Source organism: Paracoccus tibetensis (assembly GCF_900102505.1).
In the GTDB taxonomy this organism is placed as follows: Bacteria; Pseudomonadota; Alphaproteobacteria; order Rhodobacterales; family Rhodobacteraceae; genus Paracoccus; species Paracoccus tibetensis.
Genome location: NZ_FMVT01000017.1, coordinates 24,608 through 49,650 on the forward strand (window position 1 = coordinate 24,608; position 25,043 = coordinate 49,650).

Consider the following 25,043-nt stretch of genomic DNA (forward strand, 5'->3'; position numbering starts at 1 on the left):
ACGTGTCTTCTTCAAGAGCTACGATGCGTGTTCCTCCAGAAGTCCCTCAGCGAGCATCCGGAACGCCTCCTGCGCCTTCGGCAGCATTGCCGCGGGGTCCTCGCAGGCCGCCACCCAGTGTGCCGCGTTCAGGGCCGCGCCGTTCAGGAGGCGCGCTGCCGCCTCCACGTCCACCGGCCGCAGAACGCCCTCGGCCTTCAGTTCGGCCACTGCCGCGCGCGTAGCGTCGAGGCAGCGGTTCTGGCTCGGCCATTGCGCCGGATCGCCCAGCACCGCCGGGCCATCGCGCAGGACGATGCGCTGCACCTCGGGGTCGAGCGCCATCTCGATATAGGCGCAACCTTCGGCCAGAAGCGCGTTCCACGCCGTCGCTTCCGCCTCGGCAAGCCGGCGCGCCCGGCCCGCCATTTCGGCGTCGATCTCGTCCACGACCGCCGCCAGAAGCCCCTTCTTGTCACCGAAATTGTGGTAGAGCGCCCCGCGAGTCAGCCCGACAGCAGCCGTCAGGTCGTCCATCGAGGTGCTGGCAAAGCCCTTTCCGGCAAATGCCGCGCGCGCCGAGGCGACTAGCTTGCGCCGCGTGTCCTCCATCATCTCTGCCCGTGTTCGCCCCGCCATGGCATCTCCCGCGTCCGCTCCGGTTGACATACGCTGCGTATGTAGCTAGCTTCCAGATACGCAACGTATCTGAAATCGCGCCCCGAGGGAAGCGCGCTCCCTCAGGCCCAAGACAGCTTTTCATCAAAGGAGAAAGACCCGTGGCCCAACGCGACGCCATCTACCCCGACAACTCGGCTCGCCATGCGCTTTATGACGCGCATGGCTACTCCCCCGCCGTCCGCTCGGGCGATTTGCTGTTCGTGTCCGGTCAGGTCGGCAGCCGCGAGGATGGCCAGCCCGAAGACAGCTACCTCGGCCAGGTCGAGCGTGCCTTCGCCAATCTCGAGGCGGTGCTGCAGGCCGCGGGTTGCGGTTTCGATGACATCATCGACGTCACGACCTTCCACACGGACCCCGAGGCGCAGCTTCCGATCCTGATGCCGGTGAAGGAGCGTTTCTTCCCGAAGACGCCGTTCCCGACTTGGACCGCGGTCGGCGTGACGTGGCTGGCCGGCTTCGACTTCGAGATCAAGGTCATCGCCCGCCTCCCGAACGCCTGAGGAGCGGTGGCAGCGAGCACCTGCTGCCAGCTGCCGCTGCTCTCATCACCATGGGCTGCGACCGTCCGGCTCGACGAAGAGGCCGCTTTCGCCGGCATGAAGCGCAAAATGGACCGGCAGGCGCGCCCCTCCCTCGGGGCTCATCGTGCCGTAGCCGGTCAGATCCGTCTTCACGAAGCCGGGACTGACCGAGTTCACCTTGACGCCGTCCGACTTCAGCGCCTCGTGGAGCTGCACCGTCAGCATGTTCATCGCCGCCTTCGAGGCGTTGTAGCCGATGAACTGCTGCGCGTAGTAGGTCGAGGAGGAATCGCCGTTCAGCGCCAGCGAGCCGAGCGAGCTGGACAGGTTCACGATCCGCGCGGCCGGCGACTTCCGCAGCAGCGGCAGCATTGCCTGCGTCATGGCAAGGGCGCCGATGAAGTTGACCTCCATCACGCGGCGCACTGCTCCGATGGACGCCGCGCCGGGGGCACCGTCAGCGGGATCGAAGATCCCGGCGTTGTTCACCAGAATTTCGAGCCTCCCGCCGCGGCAGCATCAAGCGTCGCGTGATCGTCCAGGTCCAGCCTGATCCAGTCGGCGGCACCTGAGCGCGAGCGATCCGCTGGCGGATGAGGTAGCGCGAAGGAGACATCCCGGTCGCCTTCTTGAAGAGGCGGCTGAAGTGGAACTCGCTCATGCCGACGACTGCTGCCACTTCCGCAAGGCTGAACGGCTCGGCCAGATGGGTTTGGAGATAGGAGATGGCCTGACGAAGCCGGAAGCCTGGCAGCGCCGTCTGCTGATCCTGGTCGAGCTCCGCGGCAGCGTAGTGACGGATGAGGTGAACGGCGAGGCACCGGGCGAGGCTGTGGATGAAGATCTCGCTGCCCTGACCCTCTGCCGTCAGCTCCTGGTGGATCAACGCAAGAAGATGCGACAGCTGCGCGTCGCGCGCGCCCGCGACGTCGCGCAGCGCGGGAGGCGCATCGCCTCCGAGCATGTCGGACGCAACCCGCTCAAACACCGCAACCGAAAGGTAGAGGTGCATGACCTGGAACGGCGCGTCGCCGATGGCGCGCCAGCGCATCTCGTAGGGTGTTGCCGAGCGCGTCAGGAAGAAATCGCCGGTCCTTACGTGGCATGCAGCCCAGTCCCCTCCCAGATCCCGTTCTTCGACAACGGCCTCCCCCGAAATGATCCACACGATCAGCGGCTCGGCAACCGCCGGCACGAGAAAGGGCTCCTGGTGGCTGAGCCGTGAATGGACCTGCACGAAGAGGTCGGTCCAGACCGGCCCGTCCCCGCTGACGAGCGTGCGGCCGGCGATAAAGCGCTGCAGTCCGCGTGCAGAGGTGCGCTCAGGCGGAGCAGTCGCGGCGGAGGAAGGCGAGCTTCCAACACATGGCGTTCCGGCCAAGCAATGTGAGGCTTCATCGCCGTTTACGTCAGCAGCTTCCATCCGCGCCTCCCCGACCGCCACCGCATTTCCCCAGGCTACGGCGTCACCCCGGTCTGCTCCATCAGCCCAAGCGCTCGCGCGCGCTTTGCCTCGGGATAAGGCGGGCGCCGGGCGCTTGGCCGCAGTGAGAAGCTGTCGAGCCAGGCGGTCAGTCTTTCGCAATCCGGCGGAACGGGCACTCCATAGAAATCATGAGCATACTGCAGGGTTGCCATGGCCATGCAATCCGCAATGGAGACATGATCTCCCGCTACAAACTCGCCAGCGGAAATCATCCGGTCCAGCAACCGCAACTGGTCAAAGAAGCGGCTGCCACAGATTTGCGCGAGCTCCATGCTGATCGGCACCTTTCCCACGCCGAGGCGACTTCCATGCCGCGCCCAAAGCGCAAAGAAGGTCATGGCCTCGTCAAAGGCCTGCACGAGTTGACGCGTTCGCGCTCTTGCGGCAGCGGTCGCACCTAGCATGTCAGGCCCTGGCAGCCGCTCCTCCAGGTATTCCAGGATCACGAGCGACTGCTCTACCACCGTGCCGTCGTCATCTCGGAGGATCGGCAGAGAACCAGTTGCGGTCAGCGCCTTGATCCTCGCGGGCGGAACATCGGCTGACGGGTTCGGCTCGCTGAAGATGATCTGGTCTACGTTGTGTGGGTTCTTCTCGGCCAGATAGATGTTCAGTCTCTGCGGGTATGGGCCGAAAGAGAAATTGTAGAGCTTCATAGAGGTTCTCCTTAAAAACGGAGCGACAAGCCGGCATGGTTGACCAGCCGCGGAGCCGGCGCGGCCCCTAGAGGATGCGGCGCCTCAGGCGGTGCCATTGCAACTCGTCCGGTGCAGCACCTAAGCAGTGCGCCTCCGGACCAGCACGAGATTGTCCTCTAGCATCTCTTCTCTGCCATCCGGGCCGCGCGCCAGGCGCGTGACGATCTCGGCGGCAATCACCTCAAGCTCGGCCGCCGGCGCATCCATGGCGGCCAGTTCCTCGCCGACTGTGGGAAAGATGGTGGAGGGTGTTGCCTCCGGACTCCACGGCGGTGGGGCTGCGTGCGAGAGGACCAGAAGATGACCACCCGGACGCAGCCGCCCGAACGCCTGGCTGAGGATCGCAGCGCGCGACAAGGCGACGGGCGACTGTAGGTAAAGCGCGGTGATCAGGTCGAACTCGCCCTCGGGCAGGGCGACCGACAGATCGCACCGCTCGAACTGCGCCTGCTGTTCCAGACCCAACTCAGCAGCGCGCGCACGGGCACGGGCGACGGCCGTTTCGGAGATGTCGCAGCCGCGCGCCAGCCAGCCTTGCTGGGCCAGCCAGATCACGTCATCGCCATGCGAGGCGCCGAGGTCCAGCGCCAAGCCCGGCGTCAGCCCGGCCGCGATCCGATGAAGCGCAGCGGTGGCGCGGCCGGTCGATGTTGTGCGCTTGGTGCGGTAGAACTCCTCCCAAAAGGCGTTGGGGTCCTGTTGTGGGTCACTGATCATGTTTCTGCCTTTCTTCGGTTGAAAATGGTTCCGCGCAGCAGCGCCTTGGCCAGCGCCGCCGCCGCACCGGTCGTGCCAATCTGCAGCCACATCATCGCCGCGGCCGCCTCCAGCCCCGGCCGCGTCTCGAGCGCCTGGCCGTAGATGGCAAAGCTCAGCGCGATGGAGGCGGCCATGCTCACCTGCTGCATGGTCTGCATGGTCCCGGCCCCCGCTCCGGACAGCGCCTTCGGCAGGCCCGACATGCCGAGTTGCATGACCGAAGTCACCGTGAGCCCCATCGCCGCCCCTGCCGCCAGCATCCCCGCCCGCAGCGGCCAGAGGCGCGTCGGCGTCAGCCCCGACAGGATCGCGTGGATCAGCAGGAAGCTGGCGCACAGCAGCAGGGTGCCAAGCGCCACCCGCGCCAGCGGCTGCAGGGGCAGCCGCGCGGCCGCCCAAGAGCCGGTCACCACCCCGACCGGGAAGCCTGCCGTCACCAGCCCCGTCTGCAGCGGGCTGAGGCCCAGCTCGCTCTGCAGGGCCAGCGACAGGACCACGAAGAAGCCGGGAGGGGCTGAGACGGCCAATAAAAGGAAGACGAGGCTCCAGCGGAAGCGCGGGGCCCGCAGGAGCGCGGGCGGGATCAGGGCTGCGGGTCCGGCCCGTGCGGTCAGACGGACGAACAGGGCCGCACAGGGAAGAGCGGCGGCCAGCATGAGGAAGACAGGCACCGGCCAGCCAAAAGCGGGACCGAGAGACAGCGGCGCGACGAGGCAGAGGATGATCGCGGCGAAGCTGGCGACCTCGGCGGGGCGGCTGGCGGCGCTGCCGGCGGCATTGTGCGGGGCCAGGCGCCGTCCCGCCAGCAGCATCACGGTCAGCGCAAGCGCCGCCTCGGCCAGGAAGATCGCGCGCCAGCCCAGCCAGTCCGGCGCGCCCACCAGCAGCGCCCCCGCCAGCAGCGGCCCGCAGACCGAGGCGAATGAACCGGTCATCGCCAGCCGCGCAAAGGCTCCGGGCTGGGCGGCAGGCGCGAAGAGCCGTGGGATCATCGCCAGGGCCTGAGGGGCCAGCGCGGCCGCGCCGATGCCCTGCAGCATCCGCGCCCCCGCCAGCCACACGGCTCCCGGTGCCAGAGCTGACAGAAGCGCCCCTATCAGAAACAGCGCGCCCCCGGTGAGGAAGACACGCCGCCGCCCGAAGCGGTCGCCGGCGCGCCCCGCTGGCAGCATCATCATTGCCACGACCAGCGAATAAGCCCCCGCGAGCAGAGCCAATGCCCTGGTGCCAAGGCCAAGATCGACGACGATACCCGGCATCGCAATCGCCACCATCGGAATGTCGACGATGGTCATGGCCATGCCGATCAGCAGCGGGGCAAAGCTGCGCGTGGCGGTGCGGTCAGGGTGGATGTCCATGTGGGGCGACTCATGTAACTACATGAGTGTCTTGATAGCACATTCGGTCTACATCATGTAATGCCTAAAGTTACACGACCTGAGGATTCCGATGCGCCAAGACACTCGCCTATCCCGCCTGCTGCATGTGCTGCTGCACATGGCGCAGACCGACGCGCCGATGACCTCGCAGCAAATCGCAGATATGCTTGGCTCGAACGCGGTGGTGGTGCGGCGGATCATGGCCGGTCTTCGCGACGGCGGCTATGTCGAGGCTGAGCGAGGCCATGGCGGCGGCTGGCGCATCACCCGGGGCACGGAGGAGATCACGGTGCTGGACGTCTATCGCTCACTCGGCTCGCCCGATCTCTTCGCCTTCGGCTTCTCGAATCCCAGGCCTTCCTGCCTGGTCGAGCAGTCGGTGAACGAAACGATCGCGGAGAGCATCGACACGGCTACTTCAGCGATCCTCGAGAAGTTCAGCACCTTGCGCCTCTCGCAGATTGAGGCAGAGGTGCGGGAGAGGATGCAGAAGACTTAGCACCTATGCTGGCATGCGAGCCTTTCAAATCGGTCACCGTGGTCACGGTCCCGGCGAGCGGGCGACGGTGCCATGAGCCGACTGCTTTCGCGCGGCCTCACCTGCTGCGGCTCTTGCGACTGTAGGCACGGCTTATCATGCCGATCTGCTTCACACTACAGGAGCTGTGTGGACGAATGTGCTTGGCTGAGCACGGTCTAGGCGCACTCGGCCCTTACCTGCCGTTGGGCGGCACATGGTTCACTGTGTCATTTTCCCAGGAGCGGCCGTTCGTGCTTGCTGCAACAGCGCTACGGTCCGTAGTTTACTTGGTCGCAGATGCATAAACGTGCGCAGCACTGACAAAGCCAGATTAGTCCAAAGACACACCGGCACAGCGCGCGGTGTTCTGGATGTGTGAGCGCATGCACGTCCTCGCGGCATCGGGATCGCCAGCCTTCAGAGCTGCCACGATGGCCTGATGCTCGGCGATAGACTCTCGCATGCGGTCCGGGTCAGTGTTCGGAATGGGCTGGCGCTGTGTCTCGCTGAGGAGATGCTGCATATTCGCATAGATATTCGCCAGCATGCGGTTCGGACAGGCATCGGCGATGCCTCGGTGCAAGGCAAGGTCGGCCTCGACATGCGCCACAAGATCGCCCTTCTGCCACGCCTCTTCGAACCGTTGCGATGCCGTGGCGAGGTCGGCTGCAAGATCTGCCGTCATTGCCGGAGCCGCAAGGGCACAAAGTTCTGCCTCAATCACGATTCGGGTCTGAAACACGTCGTGCAGGTCATGCGCCCCTTCATAACGCCAACCTGTCCGCAGCGGCTGGTCCGCGGGGTCCAGCACGAAGGTGCCGCGGGCGGGAAGCGTCCGGATCAGGCCAAGGGTTTCAAGCGTCAACAACGCTTCGCGCAATGTTGGACGCGAGACGCGCAACTGCTCGGACAGGATGCGCTGCGAGGGCAACTTGTCGCCGGCCTTGAGCTCGCCCGAGCGGATCATCCCTTGCAGCCGGCTCGCCACGCCCTGCGCCACGGGTCCCTTGTCCCACATCACCAGTCTTGCCTCTCCTGTTGGCAGTCTTCTTCCGGCAATGCGGGAACCTGTCAATGTTGTTGCCATGCAGCGCATCTCATGCTGATACTGGTCAGACCGGTTAGTCCGGTCAATTGAATAACAACAATGGGGAGCTTCAGATGTTCGGATATGGCGCGCGGATGACGATGACGGCAGCAGTTGCGCTGGCCGGGTCTGCCTGGATGGCAGCAGCGCAAGAGACGCTGACGGTAGGTGCAAATATCGGCAACGTGCCATGGGAGTTTCAGGACGAAGCCGGTGAGTTCGTCGGCTTCGAGATCGACCTTGTTGCCACCGTGGCCGAGCGCATGGGCGCCGAGGTCGAGACGGTGAACATTCCCTTCAACGGCCTCTTCTCGGCCGTGCAGTCGGGGCGGATCGACATCGCCACCTCGTCGATCACCATCACGGACGAGCGGCTGCAATCGGTCAGCTTCGCCCAGCCCTATTATGACAGCGACCAGTCGCTGACGGCGCTGGCCGAGGGGCCGAAGTCGCTGGACGAGATGGAGGGCAAGGTCGTCGGCGTCGATACCGGCTCGACCGGCGACATGTGGGTGACCGAGCATCAGGCGGAATACGGCTTCTCCGACATCCGCCGCTACGAGGGGCTGGCCCCGGCCATGCTGGACCTGACGGCCGGGCGGATCGACGGCTACATCTCGGACATCCCGGCGCTGCAGTATTACGTCGTCGACAAGCCGAACCTCGCCGTGGTCGAGCGCATCCCGACCGGCGAGAAATACTCGATGATGTTTGCCAAGGACGCCGAACTGGCGAGCCAGGTGAACGCGGTCCTCGACGATCTGAAGACCGAGGGCGTTCTGGCTGAACTGCACGAGAAATGGTTTGGCGTCGCGCCGGACGAGGGCTCGTCCACCGTCACCGTCCTGCCGATGCCGTCGCTGGACTGATCCGAAGACCCGGGTCCGGGCCCGGCCCGGACCCGAAAGGACGCTCATGGACATCTTCGATACCTTCCTGAACGCCGAGGTCATGCGGCGGACCTTCCCGCTGCTGCTTCGGGGGTTGTGGATCACGTTGCAACTGGGCGCGGCCAGCATTGTTGCGGGACTGGTGCTGGGCCTCGGCCTCGCGATGGCGCGGCTCTACGCGCCCGCGCCGGTGCGTTTCCTGACGCGGGTCTATATCGACGTCTTCCGCTCGATCCCCCTGCTGGTTCTGCTGATCATCGTCTATTACGCGCTGCCTTTCGTCGGGGTGCGGCTGTCACCCTTCGCCTCGGCCATGACCGCGCTGACGCTGGTGTCGGGCGCCTACACGGCCGAGATCTTCCGCGCCGGCATTGAGGCCATCCCCAAGGGCCAGTTCGAGGCTTCAGCGGCACTGGGCCTCAGCGGACGGCAGACGATGGCAGACGTGATCCTGCCGCAGGCGGTGCGGATCGTGATCCCGCCGCTGACCAACAACTCGATCAACGTGGTCAAGGACACGGCGCTCGCCTCGGTCGTCGCCATGCCGGATCTGCTGAAACAGGCGACGCAGGCGCAGGCGCTGGCCGCAAACCCAACACCGCTGATCGTAGCCGCGGCGATCTATGTCGCCTTCCTCTGGCCGCTCGTGGCGCTGGTCTCGCGCATGGAACGCCGTTTCGCGGCAAGGAGGCGCTGACATGGCGGGCTTTGTCAGCATCCGCAACCTGCGGAAGTCCTACGGCCAGTTCGAGGCGCTGAAAGGCATCGATCTGGACGTCGCCAAGGGGGAGGTGGTTTGCATCATCGGCCCTTCAGGGTCCGGCAAGTCCACCCTCATCCGCTGCATCAACCGGCTGGAGCCTTTCGATCCGGGCAGCGAGATCCGGGTGGACGGCACGCTCGTCACCTCGGGGCGGGCGCTGGCGAAAGTGCGGGCAGAGGTGGGGATGGTCTTTCAATCGTTCAACCTCTTCCCGCATCTGACCGTGCGCCAGAACGTCATGCTGGCCCCGCGCCGGGTGCGTGGCACCTCGCGCGCTGACGCGGCCGCGCAGGCCGACCGTCTGCTGGCCCGGGTGGGCATTGGCAATCAGGCGGACAAGTATCCCGAGCACCTGTCCGGCGGCCAGCAGCAGCGGGTGGCCATCGCCCGCGCGCTGGCCATGGAGCCGCAGGTGATGCTTTTCGACGAGCCGACCAGTGCACTCGATCCCGAGATGGTGGGCGAGGTGCTGGACGTCATGCGTGATCTCGCCCGCACCGGCGTCACCATGATCGTAGTCACGCATGAGATGGGCTTCGCCGCGCAGGTCGCCGACCGGGTGATCTTCATGGATGCCGGACAAATCGTGGAGCAGGGACCGCCCGCACAGGTGCTGTCGGCCCCGCAGGAACCCCGCACGCGTGATTTCCTCGGCGCCGTGCTGAACCATTAGCGAAAGACTAGATGATGACACAGTTGGACATGGCCTGGGTGCAGGCGCAGTTTCCGGGCCTGGCCTCGGACTGGGTGTTCTTCGACAACGCGGGCGGCGCGCAGATCGCGCAGCCGGCGCTGGACCGGATGGTCGAGTTCCTGACCCATCGTAACGTCCAGATCGGCGGCAGCTATGCGGTCTCCCAGGCTGCGGCTGCGGCGCTGATGGCCGGGCGGCAGGCCGCGGCGACGCTGGTGAACGCGGCGCGCCCCGAAGAGATCGTCTTTGGCCCCTCGACCACGGTGCTGATGGGCAACCTGATGCAGGCAATGCGCCGCCAGTTAGCGCCCGGCGACGAGGTGATCGTTACCATGGCCGATCATGAGAGCAATATCGGTCCGTGGCGGCGGCTGGAGGAGTTCGGCGTCACCATCAAGGTCTGGCCGCTCAACAGCGCGACGATGGACCTGCAGCTGGACGATCTGGCGCCGCTGATGACCGAACGCACGCGGCTGGTCTGCGTCACGCATGTCTCGAACATCCTCGGCAAGGTCCATCCGGTCGCCGACTTTGCGCGCTTCGTTCATGAACGCGGCGCGCGGATCTGCGTGGATGCCGTCGCCTATGCGCCGCACCGGCTGATCGACGTGCGGGCATGGGACGTCGATTACTATGTCTTCAGCCTCTACAAGGCCTATGGCCCGCATGGCGCTCTGATGTATGGCAAATACGATCTGCTGGCCGAGCTGGACGGGCTCTATCACTACTTCTACGGCAAGGAGAAGGTGAGCGCCAAGCTGGAGCCGGGCAATTCCAGCTACGAGGCTGCCTATGCCACCGACGGCATTCTGTCCTACCTCACCGACCTCGCCCGCCACCACGGCGCTTCCGGAGACGATCGGGCGCTGCTGACCGCCGCCTTCGACCTTATCACCGCGCAGGAGGATGCGCTGACGGAACGGCTGCTCGGCTGGCTGTCGGCGCGGAACGACTGCCGCATTATCGGCGAGGCGGTGAACCACGGCAGCTCCCGCGTGCCCACCATCGCGTTCAAGTTCGACGGGGTGGATTCGGGCGCCGTCGCCCGCGCGATGGACGATCACGGCATCGCCATGCGCTTCGGCGACTTCCACTCGCGCCGGCTGGTCGAGCACTTAGGCGAGGACGGGAACGGCGGCGTCTTGCGCGTCTCGATGGTGCATTACAATACCGTCGAGCAGGTGGACAGGCTAACCGAGGCGCTGGCGCAGATCGTCGCGCGCGAGGCGGCATGAGCGATCTGGATCTCGTCATCGCCGGCGGCACCGTCGTCACGGCGGCCGACAGCTATGCTGCCGATATCGGCATCAAGGACGGGCGCATCGCCCAGATCGGCACCGGCCTGTCCGGGGCCGAACGGATCGACGCAACCGGCCTTCTGGTGCTGCCGGGCGGGATCGACGCGCATGTGCATCTGGACCAGCCGACCTCGGACGGGACTACCATGGCCGACGATTTCGCCAGCGGCACACGGTCCGCGGCGGCGGGGGGCAACACCACCGTTCTACCCTTCGCGCTGCAGATCAAGGGCCAGTCTCTGCGCGCCTGCGTCGAGGACTATCGCCGCAAGGCGCAAGGCAACTGCCACACCGATGTCGCCTTCCACCTGATCATCAGTGACCCAACCCCGCAAGTGCTGGGGCAGGAGCTGCCGGCGCTGGTGCGGGACGGCTACACCTCGTTCAAGGTCTTCATGACCTATGACGATCTGGTTCTGAACGACGCCCAGCTTCTGGACGTGTTCGAGGTCGCCCGCCGCGAGCGCGCGCTGGTCATGGTCCATGCCGAAGGGCACGACGCCATCAAGCACCTGACACGGCGCTTGGAGGCAGAAGGCCGAACCGCGCCTTACTACCACGCCGAGGCTCATGCCCAGATCGCCGAGCGCGAGGCGACGCACCGCGCCATCAGCCATGCCCAGTTGATCGACGTGCCCATTGTCATCGTCCATGTCTCGGGGCGCGACCCGATGGAGCAGATCCAGTGGGCCCGCGCCCGCGGCCTGAAGGTCTTTGCCGAGACCTGCCCGCAATACATCGCCCTGACCGCCGAGGACCTGCGCGGGTTGAACATGGATTTCGAGGGCGCGAAATACGTCTGCTCGCCCCCGCCGCGGGACGCCGACAGCCAGGCGGCGATCTGGCAGGGGCTACGCGACGGGACCTTCGACATCTTCTCGTCCGACCATTGCCCCTTCCGCTTTGAAGGTGAGGCCAGCAAGGACAATCCTCGTGCTCGCACCTCGTTCAAGTGGGTTCCGAACGGTATTCCCGGCGTTGAGACCCGGCTGCCGATCCTCTTCTCCGAGGGCGTGACCAAGGGCCGCATCAGCCTGCAGCGTTTCGTGGCGCTGACTTCGACCAATCCGGCGCGGCTCTACGGCCTGTATCCCCAGAAGGGCAGCATCGCGATCGGGGCTGATGCGGACCTCACGCTCTGGGACCCGACATTGACGCGGCCAATCCGTCAGGCCGATCTCAGCCATGGCTGCGACTACACCCCCTACGAGGGGATGGAGATCACAGGGTGGCCGATCAGAACCGTGCTTCGTGGGCGAACGATTGCGCTGCACGGTCGTGGGGGTGGCGAAGCAAGTGGCAGGGAGCTGAGCCGCGCAATCAGTGACGTCTACACGTAAGCCCACTCTCGCCAGGAAGCGCTGGTTCCGAAGAAGGATCACTTGGTGGAACGGGGCCCAAAGCCGACGGTCGTCGTTCGACAGATGCCCCTTGTTGCTTCCGCAAACCAGACATTAGTGCTTGCCACGTTGAGAGCGATCGTGGCCTCTTTACGACCAAAACAGCGTTGCGCCCGTTTTTCCGGATGACGCCGCCGCCGCGCTACCAGCAGTCACCAAGCATGATGCGGACCTAAAGTGCGCCGGGAGGTATAACGGGTGACATTTTCGCTCGGTTCAGTCTTCGCCCTCGAAAAATTCACTGTTGTCTCAATCTACGCGTATATTCCCTGCTGGCGGTGGCCTCAAGTCGGTGGCCATGCGCTAGCATATAGTATTATTCCGTCTCCACGAATTTTCGGCGCTATTCCTCGTCAGGGGAATTTACGACGTCTGCGTGATGCTGTTGTCGTTCATTTTCGCCGGGCAAAAGGCTGCGGCACGTTTAAACGTTTGGAAGGGAGAGCAACATGCCGACATCGCTGGTTCTGGAACGCAAGGGCGATCTGTCGCTGCGGGACATTCCGCTGGATCTGGCGGTGGGGCCCGACGACGTGCGCATCGCGGTCCACACGGTCGGCATCTGCGGCTCGGACGTGCATTACTACACCCATGGCAAGATCGGCCCTTTCGTCGTCACCGCGCCGATGGTGCTGGGGCACGAGGCCGCGGGAACGGTGGTCGAGGTCGGGGCCGGGGTGCGCCATCTGAAGGTCGGCGATCGCGTCTGCATGGAGCCGGGGATCCCGAACCCGGCCTCTCGCGCGGCGAAGATGGGGATCTACAATGTCGATTCCGAGGTGACCTTCTGGGCGACGCCGCCGGTCCATGGCTGCCTGACGCCGCATGTCGTCCACCCGGCCGCCTATACCTACAAGCTGCCGGACCATGTCACCTTCGCCGAGGGCGCGATGGTCGAGCCTTTCGCCATCGGCATGCAGGCCGCGCTGCGCGCCCGCATCCAGCCGGGCGATGTGGGCATGGTGCTGGGGGCGGGGCCGATCGGGATGATGACTGCGCTGGCCGCGCTGGCGGGGGGCTGCGCCAAGGTGCTGGTCGCCGACCTGGCCCAGCCCAAGCTGGACATCATCGGCGCCTATCCCGGCATCGAGACGGTCAACATCCGCCGCGTCCCCGCGGCCGAGGCTATCGCCGCGGCGACGGCGGGCTGGGGCGCGGACGTGGTCTTCGAATGCTCGGGCGCGGCGCCGGCGGTGCTTGGCCTGCCGCAGCTGGCGCGGCCGGGGGGCGCGGTGGTGCTGGTGGGGATGCCGGTCGATCCGGTGCTGATGGACATCGTGGGCCTTCAGGCCAGGGAGCTGCGGCTGGAGACGGTGTTCCGCTACGCCAATGTCTACGACCGGGCGATCGCGCTGATCGCGGCGGGCAAAGTGGACCTGAAGCCCCTGATCTCGGCCACGGTGCCGTTTGCCAACAGCATCGCCGCCTTCGACCGCGCCGCCGAGGGGCGGGAAAGCGACGTGAAGATCCAGATCGAGATGCCGAAGGCCTGAGCGCCGCCACCCGCCAGACCGGGCCGGCTGCGGCCGGCTCTGTCTCGTGCGACAATCGGTCCCGGAATGTATCTGCTTTGACGCGTCTGTTCATGTATCTCTTGGCGGTGTTTGCGCAATCTAATTTGCGGTGAGCGGGCCGCAACGCAGCAGTTCCACGCTGCGCTGCCGCATGAGCCGCGGGCTGCGCAGTCTCCAGCAGGATTTGGCTGGTAAATTCCGGCCGCAAAGCGTCATAAAAGTATCGGCATCTTCTTTGCCTCGTCGTAGAGGGGCGGGGCTTCAAGATGTAGACTCAGGAAAAGCGCTACGAGGAGGGGCAGGGCCGCGTCGCGGTCGTGACCTGGCGCGGAAGGGAGGAGCCGATGCAGCCAGATCTGGAACTTGTTCATATCCGCAAAGGCGAATCCTTCGCGGCGTGGTCGCATGGCTATCCGTTCCGCACCGTTCGTTGGCACTACCATCCGGAATACGAGATCCATCTGGTCATCGCGACAAAAGGGACCTGCTATATCGGCGATCACGTCGGTGATTTCGGGCCCGGCCAGCTGATCATGACGGGGCCGAACCTGCCGCAGAACTGGATCAGCACGACGGATCCCGGCCAGGTCATCCCCCTCCGGACAGTGGTCATCCAGTTTCCCGAAACCTTCATCCAGAGCGCCAGCTCCGCCTTTCCTGAGATGGAGGCTGCGCGCCATCTTCTGGACCGCAGCCGCCGCGGTCTGCTGTTCGACGACGCGACGAGCGCCGCTGTCAGGCCGCTGATGCTAGATCTGATCGAGGCACGGGGCGCCCGCCGGCTTGGGCTGTTCTTTCAGGTCCTGGACCTTCTGGTGAACGCGCCCTCGTCGCAGTCGCTGGCCAGCCTCAGCTTCGTGATTGGCATGGCGCGGGTCGAGGACAATGCGATGAACCGCGCCATCGGCCACCTGCGAGAGAACCTGCACGAGCCGCTGAGCGAAACCGAGCTGGCGCTCGTGACCGGCCAGAGCCAGAGCGCCTTTTCCCGGGCGTTCAAGCGGCATACCGGGACCACCCTCGTGCGCTACCGCAACGAGCTGCGGATCGATCTAGCCTGCCACATGCTGCTCTCGGACCCGGATGCCAAGGTTGCCGATATCTGCTTCGAGGTCGGCTTTTCAAACCTGTCGAACTTCAACCGCCATTTCCTCAAGCTGAAACGGATGTCGCCCTCGGAATTCCGGACGACCTTCGCCGCCAACCGGACCATCCGCATGGCCAGCTGAGCCCGCCGCCACCACGAAATTCCCGCAACCGCCGCTGCCTGTGCAGGGGACCGGGATGACTTGTCACTGACCCAAGGGAGGAACCCATGAAGAACCTGATGAAAAGCGCATCCATCGCGGCGCTTGGCCTGGCCGGGGCGACCGGCATGGCCATGGCCCAGGACAGCCTGAAGATCGGCATGACCTTTCAGGAGATGAACAACCCCTATTTCGTCTCGATGCAGGAGGCGCTGAACGAGGCCGCCGCCTCGATCGGGGCCGAGGTGGTGGTGACCGATGCCGGCCACAACGTCGCCAAGCAGATCTCGGATGTCGAGGACATGCTGCAGCAGGGCATTGACATCCTGCTGCTGAACCCGACCGACAGCGCGGGCGTCGAGGCCGCCGTCCGTATGGCCAAGGATCAGGGCGTGATCGTCGTCGCGGTCGACGCGAATGCGAACGGCCCGGTGGACAGCTTCGTCGGCTCGAAGAACCGCGACGCGGGCTACCAGTCCTGCAGCTACCTGGCCGAGGCGCTTGGCGGGCAGGGCGAGGTCGCGATCCTCGACGGCATTCCGGTCGTTCCGATCCTGGAGCGGGTCGAGGGCTGCAAGGCCGCGCTGGAAGAGCATGAGGGCATCACGCTCGTCGACACGCAGAACGGCCGCCAGGACCGCTCGGTCGCGCTCGGCGTGGTCGAGAACATGATCCAGTCGCATCCGAACCTGGCCGGCATCTTCTCGGTCAACGACGGTGGCGCGATGGGTGCGCTGGCCGCGATCCAAGGCTCGGGTCGCGACATCAAGCTGACCTCGGTCGACGGCGCGCCGGAAGCGGTGCAGGCCATTGCCGAGGGCGGGCCGTTCATCCAGACGACGGCGCAATTCCCGCGCGATCAGGTCCGCGTCGGCCTCGGCATGGCGCTGGCGCAATACTGGGGCGCCCGCGTGGTGCCGACCGAGGTGCCGATCGACGTGCGCACGGTAGATGCCGAGAATGCGGCCGACTTCAGCTGGTAAGAGCAAAGGCCGCGTCCTTCTCGGGGCGCGGCCGATCACGGGGAGGCACGAGATGCTGGCACTGAAGGACATCCGCAAAAGCTTCGGCCCGATCGAGGTGCTGCACGGCGTCGATCTTGAGGTCCGCGCTGGCGAGGTCCACGCGCTTCTGGGCGAGAACGGCGCCGGTAAGTCCACGCTGATGAAGATCGTCAGCGGCATCATCCAGCCAAGTGCCGGCACGATCAGCATCGACGGGCAGGACCGCCGCTTCGCCAATTACGACGAGGCCATCGCCGCCGGCGTCGGCATCGTCTTCCAGGAATTCAGCCTGATCCCCTATCTGACCGCGGTCGAGAACATGTTCCTCGCGCGCGAGATCAAGAACCGCCTCGGCCTTCTGGACCGCCGCGCCATGCGCCGTCGCGCCGAGGAAATCCTGAAGAAGCTCGAGGTCGACCTGCCGCTGGACGTTCCCATCGCGCGCCTGTCCGTGGCCGAGCAGCAATTCGTCGAGATCGCCAAGGCCCTGTCGCTGGACGCCCGCATCCTGGTTCTGGACGAGCCGACGGCGACCCTGACACCGTCCGAGACCGAGCACCTGTTCAAGGTCATGCGCGAGCTGCGCGCGGCGGGCGTCGCCATCGTCTTCATCTCGCACCATCTGGAAGAGATCTTCGAGATCTGCGACCGCATCACCGTCCTGCGCGACGGCGAATATGTCGGCAGTTGCGCCGTCGCCGATGTCACTACCGACCAGCTGGTCGAGATGATGGTCGGCCGCCGGATCGAGAACAGCTTCCCACCCAAGCCCCTGCCCAATCCCGCGGCCCCCGTGGTGCTGGAGGTGACCGAGCTGCAGCTGCGCCGCGGCGGCCCGGTGTCCAGCTTCCAGCTGCGCGCGGGCGAGATCCTGGGTTTCGCGGGGCTGGTCGGATCGGGACGCACCGAGACCGTGCTGTCGATGCTAGGCGAATACCCGGCCGCGCGCTGCAAGCTGCGCATCGACGGGGCCGAGCGCCGGCTGCGCGATCCCGCGGACGGGCTGATGCACGGCATCGGCCTGCTGCCCGAAAGCCGAAAGGAGCAGGGGCTGATCACCAGCTTCTCGATCCTGCAGAACGTGTCGCTGAACAACTACGGCAAGTATCGCCGCGGCCACTGGTTCATCGATTTCAAGAAGGAACGCGCCTGCACCGAGACCGCGATGGACCAGGTCCGCGTCAAGGCGCAGGGCGCGGCGGCGCGAGTCGACACGCTGTCGGGCGGGAACCAGCAGAAGGTCGTCATCGCCCGCTGGCTGAACCACCAGATGCGCGTCCTGATCTTCGACGAGCCGACGCGCGGCATCGATGTCGGCGCCAAGGCGGAAATCTACCAGCTGATGCGCGATTTCACCGCGCAGGGCTTTGCCATCATCATGATCTCGTCCGAGCTGACCGAGGTGATCGGCATGTCGGACCGCGTCTGCGTCTTCCGGTCCGGCGGCATCGTCGCCACCGTCGAGGGCTCGGCCATCACGTCGGAAGAGATCATGACCCACGCCACCACCGGAAAGGTTCATCATGTCGCATGACGCCAATATTGGCGCCCCCGCCAAGGCGCGCGCGCGCCAGTCCGCGCTGGACTGGCTGCTGCATTCTCCGCTGGCGCTGCCACTGGTCGGGCTGATCGTCGTCTCGACCCTGATGGCCTTCGCCAGCGATAACTTCTTCACCGTGAACAACATCCTGAACGTGCTGCGGCAGGTCTCGGTCGTGGGCATTCTGGCGGTGGGGATGACCTTCGTCATCCTGACCGGCGGGATCGACCTGTCGGTGGGCGCGGTCATGGCACTGGCCGGGACCATCGCGGCCGGGCTGATGGTGAACATGGGCCTGCATGGCGGCATCGGCCTTCTGGCGGCGGTGGGGGTCGGCGTCGGCCTCGGGCTCTTCAACGGGGCGCTGGTCGCGTGGGGCAAGATGCCCGCGATCATCGTGACGCTGGCGACGATGGGCATCGCGCGGGGGCTGGGGCTGATCTATTCGGGCGGCTACCCGATCAGCGGGCTGCCGGGCTGGGTGTCTTGGTTCGGCGTCGGCCGCATCGGCATCGTGCCGGTGCCCGTCATCATCATGGTGGTCGTCTACCTGCTGGCCTGGGTGCTGCTGCAGCGCACGGCCTTCGGCCGTCACGTCTATGCCATCGGCGGAAACGAGACTGCGGCGCGCCTGTCGGGGGTCCGCACGCGGATGGTCAAGCTGGCCGTCTTCGGCATCTCGGGCCTCACTGCCTCCATCGCCGCAATCGTTCTGACGGGGCGCCTGATGAGCGGGCAGCCGAACGCGGGCGTGGGGTTCGAGTTGGACGCGATCGCGGCGGTTGTCCTGGGCGGCACGGCTATCGCGGGCGGGCGGGGGCTGATCCTCGGCACGCTGATCGGCGCCGTGCTGCTGGGCATCCTGAACAACGGCCTGAACCTGATGGGCATCAACCCCTACATGCAGGACGTCATCAAGGGCCTCATCATCCTGCTGGCGATCTATATCGGGCGGGAATGGCGCTGATGGAAGGCTGGTTCATCGGCGTCGATGTCGGCACCGGATCGGCACGGGCCGGGGTCTTCGACGGGCGCGGCACCCTCCACGCCAGCGCCAAGCGCGAGATCGCGATGCACCGCCCCTCGGGCGAGATCGCCGAACAGTCCAGCGCACAGATCTGGGAGGCCGTTTGCGACGCGGTGGCCGAGGCGGTGGGTGCCTCAGAAATCGATCCGGGCGCCGTCCGAGGCCTCGGGTTCGACGCGACCTGCTCGCTGGTGGTCGCGGGCGATCTGCCCGGCGGGGTGGGCGACGAAGCCCACCCCGAGCGCGACATCATCGTCTGGATGGACCATCGTGCCAAGGATCAGGCCGCGCGGATCAACGCGGGCGATCACGGTGTGCTGGCCTATGTCGGCGGCCGCATCTCGCCCGAGATGGAGACGCCGAAGCTGCTGTGGCTCAAGGAGAACCGTCCCCAAGTCTATGCTGCCGCCAGCCACTTTTTCGACCTGACCGACTTCCTCACCTGGAAGGCAACTGGCAGCGAAGCCCGCTCGATCTGCACGGTCACCTGCAAATGGACCTATCTGGCCCACGAGCAGCGGTGGGACGACGCCTACTTCCGCTCCGTGGGTCTTGGAGATCTGGCGGCGGCGGAATTCGCGCGCATCGGAACCCGGATCGTCGAGCCGGGAACACGCCTTGGCGACGGGCTTCTGCCCGAGGCCGCGCGGGCGATGGGGCTGCGGGCCGGCACCCCGGTTGCGGCGGGCTTGATAGATGCGCATGCCGGCGGGGTCGGCACGGTCGCGGCGGCGGGTGATCCGGTTGATGCGGTGGGCTATGTCTTCGGCACCTCGTCCTGCACGATGACCACCACCGCGAAGCCGGCCTTCGTGCCGGGGGTGTGGGGACCCTACTACTCGGCCATGGTGCCCGGCATGTGGCTGAACGAGGGCGGGCAGTCTGTCGCGGGCGCGGCCATCGACCACCTCATCTCCCTGCATCCCGCACATGACGCGGCAGAGGCAGAGGCGCGGGCAGCAAGGATGTCGCTGCCCGAATGGCTGGCCGAACGCGCAAGGGATGCCGCTGCAGCCGCCGTCAGGGCTGCCCATCTGCATGTCGTTCCCGAGTTCCTGGGCAACCGCGCGCCCTTCGCCGATCCTCAGGCCCGCGCGGTCATCATGGGCCAGGGGATCGAGACTGACCTCGACTCGCTCGTCGTGCTCTATGTCGCGGGGCTTTGCGGCCTCGGCTACGGGCTGCGCCAGATCGTTGAGACGCAGACCGCCCACGGCGCGCCCGTCCGCCGCATCGCCATCAGCGGCGGCGCAGGCCGCCATCCGCTGATCCGCCAGCTTCTGGCGGATGCGACCGGCCTGCCGGTCGATGCGGCCGAATGCGACGAGCCGGTGCTTCTGGGCGCAGCCATGCTGGGCGCGGTGGCGGCCGACGCCTACCCGGACCTGCGAAGCACCATGACCGCCATGTCGCGCGTCGCGCAGACCTTCGAGCCTGCGACCGGAGAGCTGCGTGCCCTGCACGACGCACGATACCGCGCCTTCGTCACGCTGCAGGACACCGCGCGGCAGATCCGCGCCCAGATGCCCTGAACCACACAAGAGGATCGCATGCAGTTTACCGGAAAATCCGTCATCATCACAGGCGCGGGCAAGGGCATTGGCCGTGCCACCGCGCAATTGATGGCGTCCCGCGGCGCTGATGTCGTCGCCATCAGCCGCACCAAGACAGACCTCGACAGCCTGGGCGAGCGCTGCCGTGGCATTGTTGCGGACCTCTCCGATCCCGCCGAGGCACGCCACGCCATGGCCGAGGCAGGCACCGCGGACCTTCTCGTCAACTGCGCCGGCACCAACGTGCTGGAAAGCCTCACCGACATGACCGACGCTGGCTACGACACCGTCATGAACATCAACCTGCGGACGGCGCTGATCTGCGCGCAGGCCTTCGCCCGCACCCGCATCGCGGCCGGAGGTGGTGGAGCCATCGTCAACGTCACCAGCATCGCGGGCCATCGTGGCTTTGACCAGCACGTCGTCTATGCGGCCTCAAAGGCCGGGTTGGAGGGTGCCACGCGTGTCATGGCGCGCGAGCTGGGTCCCCACGGCATCCGTGTGGTGGCACTTGCCCCCACCGTCACGCTGACCGAACTTGCCGCCGCTGCCTGGAGCGATCCCGCCAAGAAGGACCCGATGATGGCCCGCCACCCGATGGGCAAGTTCGCCGAGGCTGAAGACGTCGCCCGGAGCATCGGCCTGCTGCTGTCGGATGACGCGGCCTTAATCACCGGGGCCGTGCTGCCGCTGGATGGCGGCTTCTTGGCCGTCTGAAGCTATATGCATTTCAAGGAGAAGAACATGTCCGTAACCCTCAGCGGCAAGACTGCCGCGATCACAGGGGCCGCCTCGGGTATCGGCCTTGCCGCAACGCGAGCGCTGCTCTCAGCCGGCGCGCGCGTCGTCATGATCGACCGCAACGCCGACGCGCTGGAGCAGCTGGGGCTGGAACTGAGCGGCGACACCGTCTCGCAGGTCACCGACCTGCTCGATCCTGCGAGCTGCGATGCCATGGTGCCTGAGGTCCTCGAAAAGGTCGGCGAGGTGCACATCATGCTCTGCAACGCGGGCAGCTATATCGGCGGCGATCTTGTGGACACGAACCCCGCGGCCATCGACCGGATGCTGAACCTCAACGTCAACGCGGTGATCAAGAACGTCCACGCCATCGCGCCGCATATGACTGCCCGCGGGTCGGGCGACATTATCGTCACCTGCTCCATCGCCGGACACGCGCCGATCCATGTCGAGCCGGTCTATTCCGCCTCGAAATGGGCGGTGACCTGCTTCGTGCAGACGATGCGACGCCAGTTGATGGGCCATGGCGTGCGCGTGGCGCAGGTTTCGCCCGGCCCCGTCGTCTCCGCGCTGCTGTCGGACTGGGAGCCGGAGCGGCTGCAGCACATGAAGGACACCGGCGCGCTCATGGAGCCCGAGGAGGTCTCCGACGCGATTATCTACATGCTGACGCGCCCCCGGAACGTCACCATCCGCGATATGATCGTCCTGCCGAGCAACTTCGATATCTAGCGTCAAGGTCAATGCGACGAGCGGTTGGCCGCAGCCGGCTCAGTGAACGAGGGCTGGTTATCGGCTCAGTTGTTGCGTGACGATGCTGGATGGGCAGGTGGTCGGTCAGGCTCTCCTCCCCCGGGCATGAAGTGGCAGATAGTGGGAGCAACCGATTTAGTGTTCCTGCTCTGCAGCTTCACGAGAGGCTCGACAAGGAGTGCCTGACCAAAATTCCGCGGCGGCCGGTGGACGTAGCGCGGTGCGCCTATTGTGTCGGCTTGCGTCGATTTACACCAAAGGCGGCGCTCGAAATTAATTGAGCGACCGGCCCATTGCGGACGGTCGGCCCGGTGAGGAGCTGCCGTGCAGCTTCTCTAAACCGGCCGCTCATTGCATCCGCAGCATGCTCGGCCGGAACAGTGCCTCAGCGGTCGTCACTTTGTCCGGCGGGTGGTGGATCCGCTTCGAAAGTTTTCGGCATGATGACGGGTATCACGCCGAGGATGATCAGAACGATGCCTGCAGATAAAATCGCAGTTGCCTCAAGCCCCAAGCCGGCGATGACGCCAATGGCGGCGGTCGCCCAGATGCTCGCGGCTGTCGTCAGGCCCTCGACTTCGCGCTGCTTCGCACGAACCATGATGGCTCCGGCACCCAGGAAGCCGATGCCCTGCACAACGCCCTGCAGAACACGCGACATGTCCTCAATGGGCATGCCGCTTTGCAGTGGGCCAATGACGAACAGTGCTGCGCCCACAGCAACCAACATATGGGTTCGGATGCCGGCGCTTCGCTTCTTTCGTTCGCGCTCGTAGCCGAGGATGCCACCGAGCAACGCGGCGATCATCAACCGCACTGTGATGCGGGTGATGGTCGACAGGTCCGGGAGATCGGAGAACTCGCTCCCAATGGTCAACCAGATCTCTTCATTCACGGTAGCTTCCTCGTGCTGATCGTCATGACTGATGATAAGACCTGGTTTTGCGCAAGTGCGCTGCTGGCGAGTGGGCTCGATCGGCATCATCTTAGTCAGCGCACCGCGCGAACTAAGGCCCGCAGAGGGAGCCGACCGGACACGGAAACTCGACTCCGCTCGTCGTCGGTCTTCGAGGCACGTAGCGCAACGTCTCGAGACCAGATGTTCGCGCAGGGCGCAGCTAGATGAGCGAAGTCGTGATCTGCAGCCCGGGCATCACCGGTTGGATGGTCCCATTAAGATCGGCGGCAGTATGACCGGAGCTAGCCGAGAACTTTGTGTGATCGGACGTGGAGCGCACGGACCTGCGATGCAAACTCTTGGAAGGGACCTTGAACGGTCGTATCGCGGATTACGTCGCTGATTGGTAGCGGCCGGACCCGGAACGCGGGAACACCCAGTTCGGCAAGCCATTCCGTCATTTGGGCTGCCGAACTGGCATAGACAATCCGACCAAGTCCGACCCAGCCATGGGCGGCGGCGCACATGGGGCAGTGTTCGCTCGATGTGTAAACCGTTGCTGTGGCCCGTTCTTGGACGTCCATGTTGTTCGCGGCCCATCGGGCGATGGCGAACTCCGGGTGCTGCGTGTGGTCGCCTCCCCCGATGCGGTTGTGATCCTCGAACAGAACGTCACCGTCGGAAGAGACGAGCACCGAGCCAAATGGCTCGTTCCCGCTCTCCAGCGCCTGAGCCGCAAGATCGACGCAGCGCTGAAGATGCTGCCGATCGGCATCGTCGATCATGACGCTTCCTTCCTGCTCGATGTCCCGAACCGTCCTGCGAGAGAGGTGGTTTTGCAAAGGGCAACTGATGCACAGAAGACCAGGCGGCGTGTCGAAGAAGGATGCCCGTTGACCATCAGTCCAGCGCAGCCGCGATGGCGTCGAACACAACCAGGGGGTCGACGGGCTCTCGACCCACGGGCTTGGGTTGCGCCATGTGCGTCGCGATCACGACGTTCCGAGTCGGGTTGATGTAGATGTTCTGCCCCTGGATGCCGATGGCGGCGAATGCACCGTCGGCGATGGACGGCTCGGTCCAGCCTGGCCACCACATGTAGCCATACTCGATGGTATCGCCGCTCTTCAGCTCCTGCGGCTGTCCGGCAGTTTCCGTCCATCCTTCTGGCAGGATGGTGCTGCCGTCGATCACCCCGCCTTCCAGGAAGAACTGCCCGAAGCGGGCAAAATCGCGCAGGTTTGCCGAGAGGCCGCTGCCGCCGATCTCAACCCCGTCGGGACTGTCCAGCCACCAGTTGGCGTCGGCCTCCATCCCGTAGGGCTGCCAGATCTTTTCTGCCAGATAGTCCGCCAGCGGCATGCCCACCGCGCCATGGACGACCTCGCCGAGAACCTGCGTCTCTCCGGTAGAATAGGTGTGGTGCGTGCCAGGCTCATGCGCGCGGGGCAGGGCGGCCATCACCTCCATCGCGGCGCCCGGACGCTGCTCGATCTGCGCGCGGAGCAGGTCGCGGCGGTCCGATGCGGGGTCGGTGTAGGTCTCGTTCCACTCGACGCCCGATGCCATCAGCAGTATGTCGCGGATGCTGACCCCGTCATAGGCGCTGCCGGCCAGTGCGGGGACGTAGTCCACCACCATGTCGTCCAGTCCGTCGATATGGCCATCGACGATCGCGGCGCCGACCAGCGTCGAGGTGATGGACTTGGCCACCGACATCGACATCCAACGGGTGTCGGGCGTGTTGCCGCGCTGATAGGTCTCGTAGACGACCTCGCCATCCTTGAGGACGACCATTCCGGTGACATTGTCCAGCGACAGGAAGTCGTAGAGGTCGTAGGTCGCCCCATCGACCTGATAGCTGACCATGTCCGGCAGGTCGACAAGGGCCTCAGGCAGTTCGCGGGGGCTGTTGCTAGCCGGGATGGTTCTGGTCGGGAAGAGACGGTCGATGTTGCGGAAGGTGCTGACTGCCAGATCCGGCGTCAGGTGGCCGTTATAGACGTCGTCGATGGTGCCGATGGGTTCCTCCGCATGCGGGTAATCTTGCGCTTGCAGGGCACCCGGGACCAGCCAGAGACTGCCGAGGGTCAGCAGGATACGCGTCCGAGACAGCGGGCCGTGATTCATACCATCCTCCATCCGTTAAAGCCATGAAACGGTAGTTCAGGACGGCGTGCAAGTGGGGCCCTCTCGGAGGCACGCCATGGCTGCGCGTTGCTGACGTGGTTCATCGACATTGCCGCGTCACCCGCGATCTTGCGATAGCCCCCCTGTCGGATCATCCGAATCCGAGGCGGGGCCGGTGGGCAGAAGGACACACCATGTCCATGGACTTGCTTCCTACGCTTTGGCCTGTGGCCTGCCCCGATGAGGTGGTCCATCTCTTGTCTTAGTGCATGACAGATCCTGGCGCTATGGTTGAGGTGGCCGGCGAAGCGGCTCCGGATGGCGGAGCCGGCCATTGCATGGCCTCTGGAGCCGGAGGCCGATATCCCAAGGATGAATGTGGGCGCTTTGTGTTGTAGTGTTTGCGCCAGCCCTCGATGACGATCTTTGCCTCGGCAAGGCTGTAGAAGATCTCGCCGTTCAGGAGCTCGTCTCTTAGCTT

At 65.4% G+C, this 25,043-nt stretch carries 26 protein-coding genes; 15 read left to right on the top strand and 11 right to left on the bottom strand.

Going from position 1 to position 25,043, the window contains the following annotated elements; all coding sequences use genetic code 11:
• Positions 1 to 18: 18 nt before the first annotated feature.
• Entirely contained in the window at positions 19 to 618 is a 600-nt protein-coding gene (locus BLP73_RS17300; RefSeq protein WP_090747751.1) for a TetR/AcrR family transcriptional regulator, read from the bottom strand.
• A 140-nt stretch (positions 619 to 758) separates the two neighbouring features.
• Between BLP73_RS17300 and BLP73_RS17305 the strand changes: the two genes are divergently transcribed.
• Positions 759 to 1,160 carry a RidA family protein gene (locus BLP73_RS17305; RefSeq protein ID WP_090747754.1) on the top strand — a complete coding sequence of 134 codons (402 nt, stop codon included), beginning with the start codon at positions 759 to 761 and terminating at the stop codon, positions 1,158 to 1,160.
• Positions 1,161 to 1,205: 45 nt separating this feature from the next.
• Here the strand turns inward: BLP73_RS17305 and BLP73_RS17310 are convergent, their stop codons facing one another.
• From BLP73_RS17310 to BLP73_RS17330, 5 genes are all read right to left on the bottom strand, one after another.
• Complete coding sequence (locus BLP73_RS17310) at positions 1,206 to 1,670, bottom strand: SDR family NAD(P)-dependent oxidoreductase (RefSeq protein ID WP_217630720.1); 465 nt, start codon at positions 1,668 to 1,670, stop codon at positions 1,206 to 1,208.
• Entirely contained in the window at positions 1,639 to 2,604 is a 966-nt protein-coding gene (locus tag BLP73_RS17315) for an AraC family transcriptional regulator (protein ID WP_090747827.1), read from the bottom strand. The genes BLP73_RS17310 and BLP73_RS17315 overlap by 32 nt, the downstream gene beginning before the upstream one ends.
• A gap of 35 nt (positions 2,605 to 2,639) precedes the next feature.
• Positions 2,640 to 3,323 carry a glutathione S-transferase family protein gene (locus tag BLP73_RS17320; RefSeq protein WP_090747757.1) on the bottom strand — a complete coding sequence of 228 codons (684 nt, stop codon included), beginning with the start codon at positions 3,321 to 3,323 and terminating at the stop codon, positions 2,640 to 2,642.
• Between the two features lie 120 nt (positions 3,324 to 3,443).
• Positions 3,444 to 4,082, bottom strand: coding sequence for a class I SAM-dependent methyltransferase (locus BLP73_RS17325; RefSeq protein WP_090747760.1), 639 nt, complete (start codon positions 4,080 to 4,082; stop codon positions 3,444 to 3,446).
• Complete coding sequence (locus BLP73_RS17330) at positions 4,079 to 5,482, bottom strand: MFS transporter (protein ID WP_090747763.1); 1,404 nt, start codon at positions 5,480 to 5,482, stop codon at positions 4,079 to 4,081. Before BLP73_RS17330 ends, BLP73_RS17325 begins: the two co-directional genes overlap by 4 nt.
• A 91-nt stretch (positions 5,483 to 5,573) precedes the next feature.
• Here BLP73_RS17330 and BLP73_RS17335 point away from each other — a divergent pair, with 91 nt between their 5' ends.
• Entirely contained in the window at positions 5,574 to 6,002 is a 429-nt protein-coding gene (locus BLP73_RS17335) for an RrF2 family transcriptional regulator (protein WP_090747767.1), read from the top strand.
• A gap of 352 nt (positions 6,003 to 6,354) precedes the next feature.
• Here BLP73_RS17335 and BLP73_RS17340 read toward each other — a convergent pair whose 3' ends face one another.
• Positions 6,355 to 7,041: a FadR/GntR family transcriptional regulator gene (locus BLP73_RS17340; protein ID WP_090747770.1), complete on the bottom strand. Its 687-nt coding sequence runs from the start codon at positions 7,039 to 7,041 to the stop codon at positions 6,355 to 6,357.
• A gap of 143 nt (positions 7,042 to 7,184) precedes the next feature.
• On the opposite strand from BLP73_RS17340, the gene BLP73_RS17345 reads away from it, so the two are divergent.
• From BLP73_RS17345 to BLP73_RS17405, 13 genes are all read left to right on the top strand, one after another.
• Positions 7,185 to 7,979 (top strand): transporter substrate-binding domain-containing protein, encoded by a 795-nt coding sequence (locus tag BLP73_RS17345; RefSeq protein WP_090747774.1) that lies wholly within the window; start codon positions 7,185 to 7,187, stop codon positions 7,977 to 7,979.
• 46 nt (positions 7,980 to 8,025) lie between these two features.
• Positions 8,026 to 8,697 carry an amino acid ABC transporter permease gene (locus BLP73_RS17350; RefSeq protein WP_090747777.1) on the top strand — a complete coding sequence of 224 codons (672 nt, stop codon included), beginning with the start codon at positions 8,026 to 8,028 and terminating at the stop codon, positions 8,695 to 8,697.
• Between the two features lies 1 nt (position 8,698).
• A complete protein-coding gene (locus BLP73_RS17355) occupies positions 8,699 to 9,436 on the top strand; it encodes an amino acid ABC transporter ATP-binding protein (RefSeq protein WP_090747780.1) in 738 nt (245 codons plus the stop codon).
• Between the two features lie 14 nt (positions 9,437 to 9,450).
• Positions 9,451 to 10,692, top strand: coding sequence for a cysteine desulfurase-like protein (locus tag BLP73_RS19810; protein ID WP_245686732.1), 1,242 nt, complete (start codon positions 9,451 to 9,453; stop codon positions 10,690 to 10,692).
• The gene (gene hydA, locus BLP73_RS17365; protein WP_090747786.1) at positions 10,689 to 12,095 is read left to right on the top strand and encodes a dihydropyrimidinase; all 1,407 of its coding nucleotides are present in this window, start codon (positions 10,689 to 10,691) and stop codon (positions 12,093 to 12,095) included. Before BLP73_RS19810 ends, hydA begins: the two co-directional genes overlap by 4 nt.
• Before the next feature lie 509 nt (positions 12,096 to 12,604).
• Positions 12,605 to 13,648 (top strand): NAD(P)-dependent alcohol dehydrogenase, encoded by a 1,044-nt coding sequence (locus BLP73_RS17370; RefSeq protein ID WP_090747789.1) that lies wholly within the window; start codon positions 12,605 to 12,607, stop codon positions 13,646 to 13,648.
• A 365-nt stretch (positions 13,649 to 14,013) separates the two neighbouring features.
• Positions 14,014 to 14,898 (top strand): helix-turn-helix domain-containing protein, encoded by an 885-nt coding sequence (locus tag BLP73_RS17375; protein WP_090747790.1) that lies wholly within the window; start codon positions 14,014 to 14,016, stop codon positions 14,896 to 14,898.
• Between the two features lie 86 nt (positions 14,899 to 14,984).
• Positions 14,985 to 15,899 (top strand): ABC transporter substrate-binding protein, encoded by a 915-nt coding sequence (locus BLP73_RS17380; RefSeq protein ID WP_090747793.1) that lies wholly within the window; start codon positions 14,985 to 14,987, stop codon positions 15,897 to 15,899.
• A 52-nt stretch (positions 15,900 to 15,951) separates the two neighbouring features.
• Positions 15,952 to 17,454 carry a sugar ABC transporter ATP-binding protein gene (locus tag BLP73_RS17385; protein WP_090747796.1) on the top strand — a complete coding sequence of 501 codons (1,503 nt, stop codon included), beginning with the start codon at positions 15,952 to 15,954 and terminating at the stop codon, positions 17,452 to 17,454.
• Positions 17,444 to 18,427, top strand: coding sequence for an ABC transporter permease (locus tag BLP73_RS17390; RefSeq protein ID WP_090747800.1), 984 nt, complete (start codon positions 17,444 to 17,446; stop codon positions 18,425 to 18,427). Before BLP73_RS17385 ends, BLP73_RS17390 begins: the two co-directional genes overlap by 11 nt.
• Positions 18,427 to 20,019, top strand: a complete 1,593-nt coding sequence (locus BLP73_RS17395) for an FGGY-family carbohydrate kinase (RefSeq protein WP_090747803.1) — start codon at positions 18,427 to 18,429, stop codon at positions 20,017 to 20,019. The genes BLP73_RS17390 and BLP73_RS17395 overlap by 1 nt, the downstream gene beginning before the upstream one ends.
• An 18-nt stretch (positions 20,020 to 20,037) precedes the next feature.
• Complete coding sequence (locus tag BLP73_RS17400) at positions 20,038 to 20,757, top strand: SDR family oxidoreductase (RefSeq protein ID WP_090747809.1); 720 nt, start codon at positions 20,038 to 20,040, stop codon at positions 20,755 to 20,757.
• A gap of 27 nt (positions 20,758 to 20,784) precedes the next feature.
• Positions 20,785 to 21,513 carry an SDR family oxidoreductase gene (locus tag BLP73_RS17405; protein ID WP_090747830.1) on the top strand — a complete coding sequence of 243 codons (729 nt, stop codon included), beginning with the start codon at positions 20,785 to 20,787 and terminating at the stop codon, positions 21,511 to 21,513.
• Between the two features lie 406 nt (positions 21,514 to 21,919).
• On the opposite strand, the gene BLP73_RS17410 is transcribed toward BLP73_RS17405, so the two are convergent.
• The 4 genes from BLP73_RS17410 to BLP73_RS17425 form a co-directional block, all read right to left on the bottom strand.
• A complete protein-coding gene (locus tag BLP73_RS17410; RefSeq protein WP_090747833.1) occupies positions 21,920 to 22,429 on the bottom strand; it encodes an MgtC/SapB family protein in 510 nt (169 codons plus the stop codon).
• A gap of 305 nt (positions 22,430 to 22,734) precedes the next feature.
• Positions 22,735 to 23,217 (bottom strand): nucleoside deaminase, encoded by a 483-nt coding sequence (locus BLP73_RS17415; protein ID WP_090747813.1) that lies wholly within the window; start codon positions 23,215 to 23,217, stop codon positions 22,735 to 22,737.
• Positions 23,218 to 23,332: 115 nt separating this feature from the next.
• A complete protein-coding gene (locus BLP73_RS17420; RefSeq protein ID WP_090747816.1) occupies positions 23,333 to 24,562 on the bottom strand; it encodes a serine hydrolase domain-containing protein in 1,230 nt (409 codons plus the stop codon).
• 262 nt (positions 24,563 to 24,824) lie between these two features.
• On the bottom strand, positions 24,825 to 25,043 hold a 219-nt coding region (locus BLP73_RS17425), incomplete at its 5' end, for an integrase core domain-containing protein (protein WP_139166016.1).

What these genes read in the sequence shown, in the direction of transcription:
- BLP73_RS17405 (WP_090747830.1), top strand. Translation starts at nt 20,785, where the DNA reads ATGTCCGTAACCCTCAGCGGCAAGACTGCCGCGATCACAGGGGCCGCC.
- BLP73_RS17380 (WP_090747793.1), top strand. Translation starts at nt 14,985, where the DNA reads ATGAAGAACCTGATGAAAAGCGCATCCATCGCGGCGCTTGGCCTGGCC.
- BLP73_RS17340 (WP_090747770.1), bottom strand. Translation starts at nt 7,041, where the DNA reads ATGTGGGACAAGGGACCCGTGGCGCAGGGCGTGGCGAGCCGGCTGCAA.
- BLP73_RS19810 (WP_245686732.1), top strand. Translation starts at nt 9,451, where the DNA reads ATGACACAGTTGGACATGGCCTGGGTGCAGGCGCAGTTTCCGGGCCTG.
- hydA (WP_090747786.1), top strand. Translation starts at nt 10,689, where the DNA reads ATGAGCGATCTGGATCTCGTCATCGCCGGCGGCACCGTCGTCACGGCG.
- BLP73_RS17375 (WP_090747790.1), top strand. Translation starts at nt 14,014, where the DNA reads ATGCAGCCAGATCTGGAACTTGTTCATATCCGCAAAGGCGAATCCTTC.
- BLP73_RS17325 (WP_090747760.1), bottom strand. Translation starts at nt 4,082, where the DNA reads ATGATCAGTGACCCACAACAGGACCCCAACGCCTTTTGGGAGGAGTTC.
- BLP73_RS17395 (WP_090747803.1), top strand. Translation starts at nt 18,427, where the DNA reads ATGGAAGGCTGGTTCATCGGCGTCGATGTCGGCACCGGATCGGCACGG.
- BLP73_RS17390 (WP_090747800.1), top strand. Translation starts at nt 17,444, where the DNA reads ATGTCGCATGACGCCAATATTGGCGCCCCCGCCAAGGCGCGCGCGCGC.
- BLP73_RS17320 (WP_090747757.1), bottom strand. Translation starts at nt 3,323, where the DNA reads ATGAAGCTCTACAATTTCTCTTTCGGCCCATACCCGCAGAGACTGAAC.
- BLP73_RS17330 (WP_090747763.1), bottom strand. Translation starts at nt 5,482, where the DNA reads ATGGACATCCACCCTGACCGCACCGCCACGCGCAGCTTTGCCCCGCTG.
- BLP73_RS17415 (WP_090747813.1), bottom strand. Translation starts at nt 23,217, where the DNA reads ATGATCGACGATGCCGATCGGCAGCATCTTCAGCGCTGCGTCGATCTT.
- BLP73_RS17350 (WP_090747777.1), top strand. Translation starts at nt 8,026, where the DNA reads ATGGACATCTTCGATACCTTCCTGAACGCCGAGGTCATGCGGCGGACC.
- BLP73_RS17370 (WP_090747789.1), top strand. Translation starts at nt 12,605, where the DNA reads ATGCCGACATCGCTGGTTCTGGAACGCAAGGGCGATCTGTCGCTGCGG.
- BLP73_RS17400 (WP_090747809.1), top strand. Translation starts at nt 20,038, where the DNA reads ATGCAGTTTACCGGAAAATCCGTCATCATCACAGGCGCGGGCAAGGGC.
- BLP73_RS17385 (WP_090747796.1), top strand. Translation starts at nt 15,952, where the DNA reads ATGCTGGCACTGAAGGACATCCGCAAAAGCTTCGGCCCGATCGAGGTG.
- BLP73_RS17300 (WP_090747751.1), bottom strand. Translation starts at nt 618, where the DNA reads ATGGCGGGGCGAACACGGGCAGAGATGATGGAGGACACGCGGCGCAAG.
- BLP73_RS17420 (WP_090747816.1), bottom strand. Translation starts at nt 24,562, where the DNA reads ATGAATCACGGCCCGCTGTCTCGGACGCGTATCCTGCTGACCCTCGGC.
- BLP73_RS17335 (WP_090747767.1), top strand. Translation starts at nt 5,574, where the DNA reads ATGCGCCAAGACACTCGCCTATCCCGCCTGCTGCATGTGCTGCTGCAC.
- BLP73_RS17355 (WP_090747780.1), top strand. Translation starts at nt 8,699, where the DNA reads ATGGCGGGCTTTGTCAGCATCCGCAACCTGCGGAAGTCCTACGGCCAG.
- BLP73_RS17315 (WP_090747827.1), bottom strand. Translation starts at nt 2,604, where the DNA reads ATGGAAGCTGCTGACGTAAACGGCGATGAAGCCTCACATTGCTTGGCC.
- BLP73_RS17345 (WP_090747774.1), top strand. Translation starts at nt 7,185, where the DNA reads ATGTTCGGATATGGCGCGCGGATGACGATGACGGCAGCAGTTGCGCTG.